Below are 15,567 nucleotides of genomic sequence, written 5' to 3' on the forward strand. Positions count from 1 at the left end.
CATTTTGCCACTTTCGCAAGAAGTAATCGTACCAGTTAACAAAATTTACAACATTAATCGTATCAAATAGTTATTGCTTTGTGGGGACTATAAAAGCAACTTATCCGAAAGGTGTAAGTAATTGGCGGGATCGTAAGAATTTACGCGCAAAAAACGACCACAGGTAAAGATTGGAAGTGCTAGCGTAACCTTTCGAAGGCTTTAATTTTGTTGTTGGCGTCTACAACCATGCGAAAACGACCGACAACACCTTGGGAGGTAATGAACTGTTTTATTCTGGTAGAGGGGACTTGTACGCTAGTGCCATTTTCGGCCACCATAACAACGGTAGGCACAGCACCAGAGTACAGTGCCTCACATTGAATGTAAGGCACGTTGACTGAAAAGTAATAAACGGTATCAGTGGCTTGAATGGTTGTCATACGCCAAACTTTTGCTCACTTTCTCAAACACATCTTTGCTTAAGCCTTTGTGGTTTAACAATCGACCTAGCTGTGCTTTCATCAACACTTGATGGGGTTCTGCAAAACCTTGCCATTGTATCAGGGGGGTTACTATCCGTGCTGCCACTTGCGGGTTAATAGCATCTAGCTTGATAAGATAGTCGGTGACAAACTTATACCCTTCCCCATCTAAACTATGGAAACGTTCGCTGTTATAGAATGCGAAACTGCCTATTAGTGAACGTACGCGATTAGGATTACCCATACTAAATTGAGGGTGCTCGCTTAACATGGTAATGGTAGCCAATATGTCTTCACGTGGCTGGGTTGCATGCAAGGCAAACCACTTATCTAGCACTAAGGGGTTATGACGCCATTTTTCTTCAAACTTAGCCATCAAGCTTTCAAACGCTTCAGATGATAGTGACTGGGCGGCTTTTAGAGCACCTAGGGTGTCAGTCATGTTGTCCGTGTTATCGAACTGCGATATCACCAAGTCCTTGTGCTGTGGTAAGCGTGCTAAATGAGACAGCAGTACATTTTTACAGCGACGAGCATTAACGGCATCTTGCTTATAGCTATAGGCCTGTGTGGCGATACCGTTAAACGCGCTAAGGAGCACGTCTTCTAACTGGGTAGAAAACTGACGGCAAAACGCATTTCGTGCCTCTATGAGTGGCTGCACATTAATATCGCTTCGAGACTGACACAAGGTTTCAAATGAAGGTATCACTAAGCATTCACTTAAAAGCTCAATGTTACTTATTTCACTGTCTATTGCAGAGCGAATACCCGCCCAAATGCCACTGTCTATCGTAGCAGTAGCGTTTTCATATAACTCACTAATACAGCGGTTATACAAAGATTGCATGGCATCCCAACGATTAAACGCATCTTGGGAATGGGTAAATATAGTGAGTAATGAAGCGGTGTCGAGCTCATTGTGTACTTTTACAGGAGCAGAAAAGTTACCAAGAAGTACCGGAGTCAACTTCTTCGTATCACACGTGATGGTAATCGTGATTTCAGGCGCATCTAGTATCAAAAGATCGTTCTGAATAATACCACTGTCATCACGGTACCGATTACCGTCTTCATCGATAACTTCAAAACCTACAGGAATATACAGAGGAAGCTTTTCGTTTTGATCTGCTGTACTAGGCGTATTTTGCGTTACGGTGAAAGTATGTACATATCCCGTATCGTGTTTGATTACATTGTGAGCAAGGGATACTTGCGGTGTACCAGATTGACTATACCAGCGAGAAAACTGAGTAAGATCTAACTCGGTAGCCGATTGCATGGCTGAAACAAAATCATCACACGTCACTGCTTGGCCGTCATGACGACGGAAGTATTCGTCCATTCCTTTTCTAAAACCTTGGGGCCCTAAAAGGGTATGGAACATGCGAATAACTTCTGCGCCTTTATCGTACACGGTCACCGTATAAAAGTTATTCATCTCAATAACTTCTTCAGGGCGAATAGGATGGCTCATCGCGCTGGCGTCTTCTGCAAATTGATGCTCGCGCATCACACGCACGTGTTTAATACGGTTGCTTAACGGCGATGTCATGTCAGCACTGAATTGCTGATCGCGAAATACGGTTAGCCCTTCTTTTAAACTAAGCTGGAACCAGTCTCTACACGTTACCCGGTTACCAGTCCAGTTATGGAAATACTCGTGAGCGATAACAGCTTCTACATTAAAAAAATCATCGTCAGTGGCTGAGTCTTGGTCGGCCAATACAAATTTACTGTTAAATACGTTCAGGCCTTTGTTTTCCATTGCGCCCATATTAAAGAAATCAACGGCCACAATCATGTAGATGTCGAGGTCGTATTCGAGCCCGAACACGTCTTCATCCCATTTCATGGCTCGCTTCAATGAATCTAACGCGAAGGTACCTTGAGATTTCTTACCTTTATCAACATAAAGCTCTAGCGCCACCTCTTTACCGCTTGTGGTGGTATAGGTATCGGTCAATAAATCAAAATCGCCTGCTACTAACGCGAATAAATAACAAGGTTTCGGATGAGGGTCGTGCCACGTAACGAAATGCGTACCATCAGGATTTTCGCCACGTGCTACAGGGTTACCGTTAGATAACAACATGGGAAACGATTTATCCCCTATTACCTTCACCGTATACACTGACAAGACATCAGGTCTGTCTAGAAAATAAGTTATACGCCTGAAACCTTCTGCTTCACACTGCGTGCAGTATGCACCGCCGGAAAGGTACAAACCTTCGAGTGCTTTGTTGTTTTCTGGGTCGACATGATTTTCAATTTCTAACTCAAAATCATCCGCATCGACATCTAGCGAAAGCGTTTCGTCATTTTGTGTAAAGTTGGTGAAAGGTTTACCGTTAATATGTATAGAAACTAACGATAATTTCTGGCCGTCTAAAACAAGTGGCTGTCTTTTGTGGCCGCTATTTGCATCAGCGCTTTCCACTGAGTTTTTACCCGTATCGGTAACAAGCGTACGCTTAACGCTAAGTTTACTTTTGACCACGGTTTTTGTTGGGTGTAAGGAAATAGTCAGGTCGACTAACGGGATAGAAAAAGCGGGCGGAAGATAATCCGCCCGACGTTTAGCTGTAACTGACATAGAGTCTCCTAAAACAGAAAGTCTACGCAACTATTATTGGTTAGCTTCGCCAGGTTGCTTTGCATAATCTGGAGGTGTTAGGCGAAGAATTTTAATTCCTAAGTAGGCGTAGATAATAGCAAGAATTGGGTTTATTACGTTAAAGAACGCATAGAAAACATAGTCGAATGGGTTAACCAACAGCACACTGTGCATGTAGGCACCACAGGTGTTCCAAGGAATAAGTGGCGACGTTAAGGTTCCACCATCTTCCAGACTTCGAGATAGATTTAACTGGTGTAAACCGCGTTTTTCGTACTCTTCTTTGTACATGCGCCCAGGCATCACGATAGAGATATACTGATCGGCCGTTACCAAGTTAGTCGCAAAACAGGTAAGAATAGTTCTGCTTACCATATCACCGGCCGACTTAGCCCCTAATAAAATAGCGGACACTGCACGTTTCAATAACCCTACTCTTTCAAGTACGGCACCAAACGACATGGCGCAAATAATTAACCAAATCGTATTGAGCATAGACGACATACCGCCTCGTGAAAGCAAGCTATTCAAGTTTTCATCAGGGGTTGAAAAGCTCACGCCATCAAACAAGGCCGTCCAAACAACTTTTAACGCTCCGATACTAGCGCTATCGTTAGGGCTAGCCATGCTAGCAACTACATCGCTTTGAAACAACACAGCCCATACTGCACCTAATAATGCGCCAATAGACACAGCAGGAAACGCAGGCACTTTTTTAACCGCAAGGGTTAGTAATACAACAAGGGGAACCAGTAAATACCAGCTTAAATCGAAAGACTCATTCAATAACAACTGCATTTGTTCGATGCGATCTGCTTTGGCATCACCGGTTTCACTAAAGCCCAATACCACAAATAAGATAAGCGCCAGAATAAAGCTAGGTATGGTAGTCCAAAGCATGTAACGAATGTGTTCAAACAAATCTGTACCTGCCACGGCAGGCGCTAAATTGGTTGTTTCAGAAAGCGGAGAAATTTTATCGCCGAAGTAAGCGCCAGATACCACGGCACCGGCAGTAATGGCCGCAGACATATCCATACCTGCAGCAACGCCCATAAGCGCTACCCCCACGGTGGCCGCGGTAGTCCAAGAACTACCAATACTCATGGCAACCACAGCGCAAATTAAGCATGCAGCGGCATAAAAGAATGAAGGGTTTAATAATTCTAAACCGAAATAAATAAGTGTGGGTACGGTACCAGCCAACATCCAAGTACCAATAAGCGAACCTACTGCCAATAAAATTAAACACGCACCGAGCGACATTGAGATACCATCGACGATACCTTTTTCAATGGTCTTCCAGCTGTAACCGTTTTTCATGCCAATAATGGCAGCAAGCCCCATGGCCAATAATAAGGCAATTTGGTTAGGGCCATATGATGAATTATCGGCAAATAAATAAACCGCACTGCCCATCATTAGCACTAAGGCTACAATGGGGATCATCGCGTCAAATAATGAAGGTTCTTTTAATTCTTTAGTCGTTGTCATTTTTATTATTCTTAAGCCTTAAATCAAAAAACTGAGCGGTAAAACATTAGCGCAATAATAACCGGGCAAACGAAGCGTACATACCAAGGCCAAATCTTCCAAAACAAACTCTGCTCTGCGTTTGCGTCGCCTTCTTTAAGTTCAGCAAGTATGGCATCTCTGCGCCACACCCATCCGGCAAATATACATAACACTAAACCAAGTAGTGGCTGGCTGTACTCAGTGGTGAGGGCAATAACGAACCCGAACAGTGCATTAAAATTAAGAATAATGATGCAGCTAAGTACAAAAATAATGGCTGCCATTAACACTACCGCTTTTTTACGCACTAAGCCCCTGCTTTCCACCATGTACGCCACAGGTACTTCAAGCATTGATATTGAAGAGGTAACGGCGGCTATCGCCATTAACGCAAAGAAAGTAAATGCAACAAATACACCTACACCGCCAATTGTATCAAATAAGGCAGGCAACACTTTGAATATAAGCGAGTCACCTTGAATTAGCGCACCCTCTGGCGTAAAGATTTCTACACCATTATGCAGCGCTACGTACATGGCGGGAATAATTAGCATACCGGCAATAACAGCAACGCCGATGTCTACTAATGCAACTGAAGCACCAATGGTGGGCAAGTTTTCTTTTTTGCTTAGGTATGAACCGTAAACCAGCATAGTTCCCACACCCAATGACATGGAGAAAAAGGCTTGGCCCATGGCATCAATTAATAAGTCGGGGTCAAGAATACGTGTAAAATCAGGCACCAAATAAGCGCTCCAGCCATCAGAGGCACCAGGCTGCAAACTGACATAAACGATAAGGGCAAGGATGAGCAGTACCAATGTGGGCATCAATCTTACCGACCATTTCTCAATACCTGACTTTACACCACCTACAACGATAAAAGCTGTTAACGCCATGAAAATAAAGCAGAAAATAACGTTACGCGTAACTGAAGATGTAAGCAGCCAGTCACTTGCAGACTGTAGTCCCACCATATTGACGGCAGAATCAGCAAAATAAACCAACATCCAACCGCCCACAATGGCGTAAAACGCAAGGATAAGTGAGACCGTAATACAGCCCCAAATTCCGGTTGCACGACCAATGAAGTTTCCAGAAATATTGCCTAGCGCGTCCACCATGTTAGAACGAGAGCTGCGCCCAATGATGAGTTCGGCCATGAGAACGGGATATGCAAGAACAAATGCGAGAAGTAAATAAACAAGAACAAAAGCAGCACCGCCATTCGTTGCCACTTTGGTGGGGAAACCCCAAATATTACCGAGCCCAACTGCTGAACCCGCTGCTGCGAGCACGAACCCGATTCGAGAAGAAAACTCGCCTCTGATAGCCATGTGATTTCCCTTTATTTATTATTGTTGTATAGGTATATCAGACACAAAAAAAGGGCTGGCCATTGACCAGCCCTCTGTCATCAACCTTTAGTGTGTTATTGCGTATCTGCCTGTTTCAATCATATCAAAAGTAATATTGGCAGCTTCATCTAAGAACGGATCTAACTCTTCCATATCTTCAGGTAGGTCATCAAGTGTTTTGACTAATTCTTTACCCATACGCTGTAAACGTTCATTGGCTCTTTCGAGTGCTTTTTCTTCAGCTTCTTTTTTATCTGACTCACGTTCAGATTTTACCAATGAAATAAAGTTCTTATCTTTGTTTTCTTTGTACTCAACAATATCGTCGTGAATATAAGAAAACTCAGGGTCTTGCATGATACGTTTATTATGTTTCGCAGTTAATACGTCTAATGCAGCCTGTCCGTCAGCAAACGTTGTGTAATTTGCGCGGTTAATGCTGTCCCAAGGTAATGCGTTATCCTGTTGGCTCTCGCCCCAATCAGCCGGTTCTATTGCTGAAGGATAAAGAATATCTGGCACTACCCCTTTGTGCTGCGTACTTCCACCGTCAATACGGTAGAACTTAGCGATAGTGAACTGCACGCTACCTAGTGGGTTGTCGTACAAGTCATAAATTTTACCTAAACCACGGTGTTGTTGAACAGTCCCTTTACCGAAGGTTTGTTCTCCAATAATTAACGCGCGGTTATAATCTTGCATTGCTGCGGCGAAGATCTCTGACGCCGACGCACTGTAGCGGTCTACTAAAACCGTTAATGGGCCATCGTAAGAAACTTTTCCATCGGTATCGCGATTCACGCTCACCTTAGTTTGGCCGTAACGGATTTGTACCACGGGTCCTTTTTCGATGAAAAGGCCGGTAAGTAATGTTGCTTCTGTTAAAGAACCACCACCATTTCCGCGCAAATCTACAATAATACCTTTAACGTTCTGCGCTTTAAGGCTGTTTATTTCCTTTTCAACATCAGCGTGTAGGTTGTTGTAGAAGCTAGGAATCGTAATAACACCTAAAGGCTGATTTGCATGTGGTCCAGTTTCAGGCGTGTAAACCTCAGACTGAGCAGCTCGGTCTTCAAGCTTAATTTTGTCACGAGTAAGACTGACAACAGACATCGTTTTTGCATCTGTCGCGCCTTTTTGAACTTGCAAGCGTACCGCGCTGCCTTTAGGCCCTTTGATAAGCTCTACAACTTCATCTAAGCGCCAGCCGACAACATCAACAAACTCTTCATCTTCTTGAGCCACACCAACAATTTTATCTTCCGGCTTTAATGCGCCCGATTCATCAGCAGGGCCACCAGGCACGACGCTTTTAATAACGGTGTAGTCTTCCTCGCTTTGAAGTACCGCACCAATACCTTCAAATTCCAAATTCATTTCCATTTGGAATCGATCAGCATTACGTGGTGAAAGATAACTAGTGTGAGCTTCGATGGTGCGCGCAAATGCATTCATAGCAATTTGAAATACATCTTCGCTTTTAGTTTGCTTAGTTCGCTTAATAGAACGTGTATAGCGTTTTTCAAGAAGCTCTTTAGCTTCTTCCCACGTTTTGTCAGCAAGAATAAGATTTAACGCATCATACTTAACACGTTGACGCCAAATCTCATCTAATTCATCTTTGCTAGTAGGCCATTCGGCTTCTTCGCGGTCGTAATAAAATTTGTCGTCAGCTTTTTCAAAATCAAAAGGCCCTTCCTCCAGCATAGCCAGCGCAAACTCATAACGCTCAATACGGCGTTGTGCGCTTACATTGTACATGTCGTACGCAACAGAAAGGTTACCTTTACTCAACGCATCATCAAAAGCATTTCGATATTTTTCGAAACCCACCACATCAGACAATAAAAGGACTTGCTTGTTGTGATCTAAAGATTCAATGAAGCGCTGATAGATTCGTGCTGATAACACATCATCCAACGAAATTTCTTTATAGTGAGCGCGAGTAAATAACGCACTTACGCGTTTAGCAGCAACACTATGCTGTGTCTCTTGTTGAAGAACGGGTAGCTCTTCAACATCTGGGGTTGTGGTGACTGCACCAGCGCCTACCCCAACGGTAAGAAATGCACTAGCAATGGAAATTCGAAGGATATCTTTCATATTTACGACCTCTTGGAGCGTGCCAAACGTAAAGCATCTGCATTTACTTTTACCACCATACCTGAGTCTAACTGAACATGAATACCGTCTTTAGCAATTTCGGTAATAACGGCTGGCATAGGTGTTTTACCTAATTTAACCGTTACGTTTGTACCTTGTTGCATATCGGCATCAGTCAATTTAGCCGGTGGTGTCTTAGTTGGTCTCTGAATTTTCGGTTTAGTTCCCTGCTGGCCTTCTTTGTTGCTGCCTGCAGGTGTAGAACCAGAAGATCTCGGACGTGCAAATTGACGTTTTTCTTTCTTTTGAGGCTGCTGAGCTTGCTTAGCTTTGCGCTTTTCAGCGGCTTTCGCTTTGCTTTCTTCTAGCTGCTTCTGTGCATGATCGGCATGCTCTTTCTCAATGGTTTCCCCTTCAACACCATCTAAGTCGACACGGTTAGCGCCTTCTTTGATGCTGTAGAGATAACGCCAGCTATTTGTATAGTGACGAAGTGTAGAGCGGAGTAATGTTTTACTCACTCGTTCTTCGCTTTCTAAACGCTGGGCTAAATCTTGAAAGATGCCGATCTTAAGTGGTAGGGCTTCGCCTTCAATACTAAAGCATTTAGGGAAGGTCTCGGAAAGGAAAGCGATAACTTCCTTACTGCTAGTAAACTTTTCTGGTGATTCCATTAAACTTTCTAAATTATTCAAGAGATTTCTTCATTACTCTCATCATCCCAAGTTGCCAGCGCGTGGTCAACCCAATCGAGTAATTCGTCATCATCAATTTCTAATAAATGTTTATCTTGTTGCCAAGACTCCCAACCGTGTTGCAATAATTGTTCAAGCCGATGGGTTTCAATATCTTCATCGGCTCTATCATAAATTGCGTGAAGTACGAAATTCAATCGTTCTGACGCTTCATCAGGGTCATCGTGATTGTCTTCCATATCTTCATAAGTAGATAGTACTACATGGATGTCAACGTTGTATTTCATAACGATTGCTGAGATTCAATAAGTATATCGGCTATTTTACACAACCCAAGCTCATCTTGCTCGTCGAAACGAGAAAATTCTGGGCTATCGATATCTAAAACACCAATTAGTTCGCCATTTACTACAAGAGGAATGACGATTTCGGAGTTTGAAGCGGCATCACAGGCAATGTGGCCAGAGAAGGCGTGAACATCTGCGATACGCTGTACAGTGCGGGTTTCAGCGGCAGTACCACACACCCCCTTCCCCATAGGAATACGGATGCAAGCGGGTTGTCCTTGAAAAGGACCCAACACTAACTGCGCTTCTTTATAAAAATAAAAACCAGCCCAATTTACCTTATCGAGATGGTTAAAAAGTAGTGCACTGATATTTGCCATGTTGGCAATGACATCGTGCTCACCAGCAACCAGGCTTTTCGCCTGGCTTATTAACTGGGCGTATTGTTCTTCTTTCAAACGGTTACCCTGCTATTGAATGATAGTGAAACTAACGTTTATGCGCGCTTCAACCGTTTCTTGCCCTGGTAAAGAAACCGACATTTCTTTGGCAAACGCATCTGCACGCATAACTGGAACGGGCATATTGCCACCAGATTCAGAGATTGCAACTACTTCGCCCACTTCAACGCCTAATTCCTTCGCCAAAAGTGCCGCTCTTGCCTTTGCATCCTTCACCGCTGCAACTAATGCAGTTTGGTATGCGTTGGTTTGCGTTGTACTAACAAACGAGAACTGTTGAATGCGATCAACGCCACGACCTAGTACACCGTCTAACACTTTATCATAGTTTTCGATATTAGAATCAGTCACTGATATTTCGCGACTTAACGTAAATCCTTCTTGTACTCGACCATTAGGACTGTTCACATAGCGTGGGGTTAAACGAACTTGCATAGATTGAATGTTATTGCGCTCAATACCCTGCTCTAGCAGAAAGCTAACAATAGCGCGTAAATCGGAAGCAAGGGTCGTGTTAAGCTTACCAACAGTTTCGCCTTGTTCTTCAATAACAAAGGTAACTGAATATGCATTAGGCGTGACTGACATTGCGCCTGTGCCTTGAACATGGATAAGTTGTTGCTGAGGCTGAGCCATTGATGCCGTACTAAGCATTGTGGCAACAATGCCCGTTAATAATATCATCGGTGATAAGCGCTTGCCTGCGGCAGTACGTTTAAGAGGCATCGCTAGTTTACTGATTGAATTCATTAAAAACTCCGTGTTTATTATCATTAGTTCAGGCAAATCATAAGTAACGGTAAGTGAACGTATTATGAACCGCAACTAAATCATTCATAAAACAGGCGAGTTAACTGATACGTCAGTTTTAATAAAAAGCGTTTAACTTTTTTTGCTTTATAGGCTTACCCAATGGCGATAATAAAAAGTGGGCCCGATGGCCCACTTTTGATGTGTCGTAAACTTATGCCCTAATCTGTATTTTTTATTTTAGTACTTTTTGTAACGATGTAAGGCAATGATCGATATTGCGTGGTTTACACGCATAGCCCATTAATCCAATGCGCCATACTTTACCAGCAAACTCACCCAAACCAGCACCAATTTCTAAATTGAAATCGTTAAGTAGTCTTGCGCGAACTTCAGCGTCATTAACACCGTCTGGAATGTTCACTACATTGAGTTGAGGTAGGCGATATTCAGCATCTACGGCAAGTGAAAGACCTAAGCCTTCGAGTCCAGCCACCAGCTCGTTATGCCCAGTTTGATGGCGTTGCCATGCGTTTTCTAAGCCTTCTTCTTTTAAAATAAGTAGGGCTTCATAAAATGCATACATACTGTTTACCGGTGCAGTATGGTGATAAGCACGCTTAGCCCCTTTCCCCCAATACCCCACAATTAAGTTCATGTCTAAAAACCAGCTTTGCACTTTGGTTTTGCGGTTTTGAATAACATGCACTGCACGGTCGCTGAACGATACGGGTGAAATTCCTGGTACACAGCTTAAGCACTTTTGTGACCCCGAATAAATGGCATCAATGCCCCACCCGTCTACGTCTAGCTCAATACCGCCTAAAGAGGTTACGGCATCGACTATCGATAAACAGTCGTATTGTTTTGCAAGTTCACATAACCGTTTTGCATCGTTTCTCACACCGGTTGAGGTTTCTGCATGTACGAAAGCCAGCACTTTAATATCGGCCTCTTTTTTAAGTGCATCTTCTACCGCGTTCAAATCGGTTTGCTTGCCCCAATCGTTTTTAATCACGATAGCTTGACCGCCACATCGTTCAACATTTTCAACCATACGGTTGCCGAACACGCCGTTGATGCACACCAATACTTTATCACCTGGCTCCACAAGGTTAACAAAGCAGGCTTCCATCCCGGCGGATCCCGGGGCTGAAATAGGCATTGTTAATGCGTTTTCAGTTTTAAATGCGTATTGAAGCAGCTGTTTGGTAGCATCCATAAGCTCGATAAATAGCGGATCTAGATGACCAACAGTTGGCCTAGCAATAGCGTTAAGAATACGAGGGTTTACGTCTGAAGGACCAGGCCCCATTAATGTGCGCTCAGGCGGAAGAAAAGTGGAATGCGTTTGCATATCAGTCCTTAACAATAATAGTAACAATAGCGTACCTGCATTCTTACAATCTTAACGGCTGGGTACAACAGCTTGTTATGAACATAATTAACATGAATGGAATCACTTCACCCCATAACAAAGTGAACATTGAGCAAGATGTGGATAACCCGTGCGTATCATGAGGATAAAAGCGTTGAAAAAAAATCAGAAACTCCGACCAGTAAAAAGCCTATGATTTTTCAGAAGTTATTATCATTTTATTTAGATTAAGGGGTCTGTAAAATAAATTTCACAATGTTTAGTTTATAAAATGAACAAATATGGACTATAGTTATTGTCCGTCTGAAAGAATTTGCATGCACTTCTCCCTTGCAATAGTTAGCGCACGGCTCAGCAATGAGCCATTCCCCTATGCCCAGAACCTATGTTCTGGGCATTTTTTATGGGACAGGTATAACTTCCTTTGACCAAACGCTCTGCAATAAAGCGCTGAAATGAAGCGCAGGAATACAACGACATAATGGAAGTGGCAAGAATAATAGCGGTTAGCGGTTATTCCTACATAAGACATGATAATTTGGCTTGCGCATACTGATTAAACTTCAGAAAGGTGCTTATTGTAATGCGTGGCATTATGCGCATAGTGCGCTGCAGATGCTTGAAGCTTTTCCTCTACACTGCTATCGAACTGCTTTACCACTTTTCCCGGTGATCCCACCACTAAGCTGTAGTCTGGAATTTCCATATTTTCGGTAATTAACGTATTAGCGCCAATAATGCAGTACTTGCCAATTTTCGCGCCATTTAACACCACCGCGTTGATACCAATTAAGGAGTAGTCACCTACGGTGCAGCCATGCAACATGACTTTGTGACCCACGGTTACGCCTTTACCTAACGTTAGAGGAATGCCCGAGTCGGTATGAAGCACACTACCATCTTGTACGTTCGTGAGCTCCCCTACCGTAATCGCATCCATATCTGCGCGAATGACCACATTAAACCATACACTGCTATGGGGCTTTAATATCACGTTGCCAATAACATGTGCGCCGGGGGCAACATAACTGGTGCTATCACACTTGGGCGTTAACGTATCAAGAGAATATTGCATAAGCGTTCCTTGTTAATATTTTTATAGTTGGCTCAAAATACAGTGTTGATATGTTGTTAGTCGACATCGACTTGTCGCATTAAGCCTTCTTGCGTAGCAGAGGCTACCAGCTCACCTTGTTGAGTGAAAATCTGACCTCTCACCAAACCTCTTGCTCCGCCACTAAACGGACTTTCCATTACATATAATAACCATTCATTCATATTAACGGGGCGGTGAAACCACATCGCATGATCGATAGTCGCAATACGTAGTGATTTGTCGGTGACTGAAATTCCGTGAGGCTGTAGTGACGTGCTTAAAAAGTGGTAATCAGAAGCATACGCTAATGCCGCTTGTTGCAGTGTAATCTCTGGAGCAAGCTCATTCCTTGCTTTCATCCAAATATAGCGTTTAGCCGGTTGGCGATTAGACTGATAGGAATTCGCCGCACCAATAGTACGGATATCTACCGGGCGATGATAACTTAATGCTTCTCGCATAGGACGGGCAATTTTGTCGAAGTTCTTTTCATAAAACTCGATATCAGACTGCACTTCTTGTGGCGGTGGTACGTCAGGCATATCCGCTTGCTGGTGATGCATTCCTTCTTCTGGCACTTGGAACGATGCTGTCATGTAAAAGATGTTTCGACCATCTTGAATTGCTTTTACTCTTCGGGCAGAAAAGCTACGACCATCTCGCACTACTTCTACATCGTAGACCACAGGTTTCTTTGCATCGCCGGGTAGCAAAAAGTAAGTATGGAACGAATGGGCAACACGGTCTTTGTCTACCGTTTCATAAGCCGCAGCTAACGCCTGCCCCAAAACTTGACCACCAAATAATGCGCGAAAGCCTAAATCCCAACTTTGTCCGCGATACAAACCCGCTTCAACAGTTTCTAATTCAAATAACGAAGATAATTTAACCTCAGGCATGCTTTTCTTTCTCTTGTTGCTCAGCGTTCGGGTTTCTTGGGTAGTATTTTTCAGGTAAATACGCCCTATGCTCAAAAAATCGCGTGTCTTTATAGGGTAACTTCATAAAGCCTGAAATGCCTAGCCCTTTTATTGACGGCACATGTTCAACTAACTTGGCTAATAATTCAGAAAACCTATCTTGCTCGTGATGATTGAGCAATGTGTAATAACTATGAATCTTTAAATGGGTACTTAAGGCTTCAAAGATAATACAGCCAGTGTGATGAATCGTATTCAGCTCTTTAATAATTGTAATAATAGGCTCAGGTAATTTCAAAAGCTCATCTGGATCGTCGCCATCCTCAAAGTAAGAATGGGTTCTAGATTCATCTTGTGCCACCGATGCGCGGGACAAATCAAACGGTATTACGCATTTAGATGTTGGTACAAACGCATCGTTCTCGGTTTCTCGTTCGATATGCAGCGTGTTTTTAGCGTTAAACATGCAGCATTTAAATACCCCAGGCTTATGAATAGCGCGTGCAAGGTTAATCACGTTGTTAACCGCAAGTTCGAAAGCTGTTTTTAATGCCGCGTCGTGTAGATTTAAACTGGAGTCTACATAAACGCCGTTTGGCTCCCAGCGAATTGCCATACCACCAACAACGGGATACCGGCCAAGACGACTAATTGCCGACACAAAGGCTTTTTCGGTATCGCCCATGCCTTGCAAAAAGTTTTTGTAATATCGATCGAACTGGGCATCATCGATATACCGTAATGAAGCATCTTCTAATACCGATTGCTGGCGCAAATAAGATTTTCGAGAGCTGTAAACAACGGTTTCAATGTCATCTTGCGATGGCGTAACCCACGTAGGAATACTCGGTACATACTGCAAAACGGTGTCTTTAGAAAACACCATGTGTTTTAGCACGTGCAAATTATTGAAGAAGTAATCTCCTCCTTGTTGCCTTTTCTTTGGGTCGTCACTGAGCATGTATTCTAATATGCTTGCTAGCATTTTTGGCAAGCCTAACGATGAAGGGCGAATAACCTGATGGCCATACCGACATGATTGCCCAGATGCTAAAGCATATAGCGTGCTTGCCATACCTTGCTCATCGAAGCGTGGTGATGATAACGCCCCATTTAACTGCTCTTCTCCAATAAAATAAACATCACCTAATCGGGCGTTTGTTTGGTGAAGCTCGCTAGACATCAAATCCATCACATTGTTACTGGTGTACTGACCATTTTCATCTACTTGTGCAAACACAGATGAGCCCCAATCGATAAGCCCAATGCTCTCTGTAGATTCGTCCCATACCAAGTTAGAAGGTTTAATATCGCCATGAACAATAGGTTTGGCGTTGCCATTTTGCGTATGCTGTCGAAAACACTGTAACAAATCACCAAGCTGAACCGCTATTTTCACTATGATCCTTGGCGGCAGTGGCCCACGAGCCAAACTTACTTTTTCAAGATCGTCGCCAGGTGCACGGCCCATCACCAAAATAGATTGTTTACCTATTTGCTGATATTCAACCAATGCAGGCACATAAGGATGAGATACTTGCGATAGCATAAAGGCTTCTTCCTCAAGCCGTTCTTGTACATGCTGAGGAAGATTTATTCGTGAGAATTTAAAGACGTGTTCTTGAGCGATTGAGCTTTGACTAAAGCTTGAACCTGAGCCTAGGTTTTGATTGGGCGCGGTACCTGCAAATGCAAAACCAAACGCCCCTTTTCCCAATAGGGAGATATTGCGATAACCTAAACTAGCTAATTGGTCGATGCACAGTGCTACCCAATCCTTGAGCTTTTTTGCATCTGCATGTGAGAGCAGATAAATAGACTGCTCATCGGGTATATAAAAATGCGTTAACCCTTTTACCTGAGACATGCCAATTGCCTACCTCTTTTTAATGTTTACGCTTATGTGTTTTAACGCGTTTT

The 15,567-nt window shown here is 43.3% G+C and carries 13 protein-coding genes; all 13 read right to left on the bottom strand.

The window, feature by feature from the left end:
* Positions 1 to 179 precede the first annotated feature (179 nt).
* Positions 180 to 422 carry a DUF2835 family protein gene (locus C7Y69_RS07400; protein ID WP_013784075.1) on the bottom strand — a complete coding sequence of 81 codons (243 nt, stop codon included), beginning with the start codon at positions 420 to 422 and terminating at the stop codon, positions 180 to 182.
* On the bottom strand, positions 400 to 3,060 hold the full coding sequence (pepN, locus tag C7Y69_RS07405; RefSeq protein WP_126872273.1) for an aminopeptidase N: 2,661 nt from the start codon (positions 3,058 to 3,060) through the stop codon (positions 400 to 402). The genes C7Y69_RS07400 and pepN overlap by 23 nt, the downstream gene beginning before the upstream one ends.
* A gap of 33 nt (positions 3,061 to 3,093) precedes the next feature.
* On the bottom strand, positions 3,094 to 4,575 hold the full coding sequence (gene nhaC / locus C7Y69_RS07410) for a Na+/H+ antiporter NhaC (RefSeq protein WP_126872274.1): 1,482 nt from the start codon (positions 4,573 to 4,575) through the stop codon (positions 3,094 to 3,096).
* Between the two features lie 23 nt (positions 4,576 to 4,598).
* A complete protein-coding gene (locus tag C7Y69_RS07415) occupies positions 4,599 to 5,933 on the bottom strand; it encodes a sodium-dependent transporter (RefSeq protein ID WP_126872275.1) in 1,335 nt (444 codons plus the stop codon).
* Positions 5,934 to 6,020: 87 nt separating this feature from the next.
* Positions 6,021 to 8,060: a carboxy terminal-processing peptidase gene (gene prc, locus C7Y69_RS07420; RefSeq protein ID WP_126872276.1), complete on the bottom strand. Its 2,040-nt coding sequence runs from the start codon at positions 8,058 to 8,060 to the stop codon at positions 6,021 to 6,023.
* A 2-nt stretch (positions 8,061 to 8,062) separates the two neighbouring features.
* The gene (gene proQ, locus C7Y69_RS07425) at positions 8,063 to 8,734 is read right to left on the bottom strand and encodes an RNA chaperone ProQ (RefSeq protein ID WP_126872277.1); all 672 of its coding nucleotides are present in this window, start codon (positions 8,732 to 8,734) and stop codon (positions 8,063 to 8,065) included.
* Between the two features lie 17 nt (positions 8,735 to 8,751).
* Entirely contained in the window at positions 8,752 to 9,042 is a 291-nt protein-coding gene (locus C7Y69_RS07430; RefSeq protein ID WP_013784069.1) for a hypothetical protein, read from the bottom strand.
* Entirely contained in the window at positions 9,039 to 9,500 is a 462-nt protein-coding gene (locus C7Y69_RS07435) for a GAF domain-containing protein (RefSeq protein WP_057791774.1), read from the bottom strand. Before C7Y69_RS07435 ends, C7Y69_RS07430 begins: the two co-directional genes overlap by 4 nt.
* A gap of 12 nt (positions 9,501 to 9,512) precedes the next feature.
* The gene (locus C7Y69_RS07440) at positions 9,513 to 10,253 is read right to left on the bottom strand and encodes an SIMPL domain-containing protein (protein WP_126872278.1); all 741 of its coding nucleotides are present in this window, start codon (positions 10,251 to 10,253) and stop codon (positions 9,513 to 9,515) included.
* A gap of 235 nt (positions 10,254 to 10,488) precedes the next feature.
* Complete coding sequence (locus C7Y69_RS07445) at positions 10,489 to 11,610, bottom strand: pyridoxal-phosphate-dependent aminotransferase family protein (protein WP_013784066.1); 1,122 nt, start codon at positions 11,608 to 11,610, stop codon at positions 10,489 to 10,491.
* Positions 11,611 to 12,187: 577 nt separating this feature from the next.
* Positions 12,188 to 12,706 (bottom strand): gamma carbonic anhydrase family protein, encoded by a 519-nt coding sequence (locus tag C7Y69_RS07450; RefSeq protein ID WP_013784065.1) that lies wholly within the window; start codon positions 12,704 to 12,706, stop codon positions 12,188 to 12,190.
* A gap of 56 nt (positions 12,707 to 12,762) precedes the next feature.
* Positions 12,763 to 13,626 carry an acyl-CoA thioesterase gene (locus tag C7Y69_RS07455; protein ID WP_013784064.1) on the bottom strand — a complete coding sequence of 288 codons (864 nt, stop codon included), beginning with the start codon at positions 13,624 to 13,626 and terminating at the stop codon, positions 12,763 to 12,765.
* Positions 13,619 to 15,514: a protein kinase domain-containing protein gene (locus C7Y69_RS07460; protein WP_126872279.1), complete on the bottom strand. Its 1,896-nt coding sequence runs from the start codon at positions 15,512 to 15,514 to the stop codon at positions 13,619 to 13,621. Before C7Y69_RS07460 ends, C7Y69_RS07455 begins: the two co-directional genes overlap by 8 nt.
* Positions 15,515 to 15,567: the final 53 nt, after the last annotated feature.

Origin of the sequence: Alteromonas sp. KS69 (assembly GCF_003989595.1) — a bacterium.
GTDB lineage: Bacteria > Pseudomonadota > Gammaproteobacteria > Enterobacterales > Alteromonadaceae > Alteromonas > Alteromonas naphthalenivorans.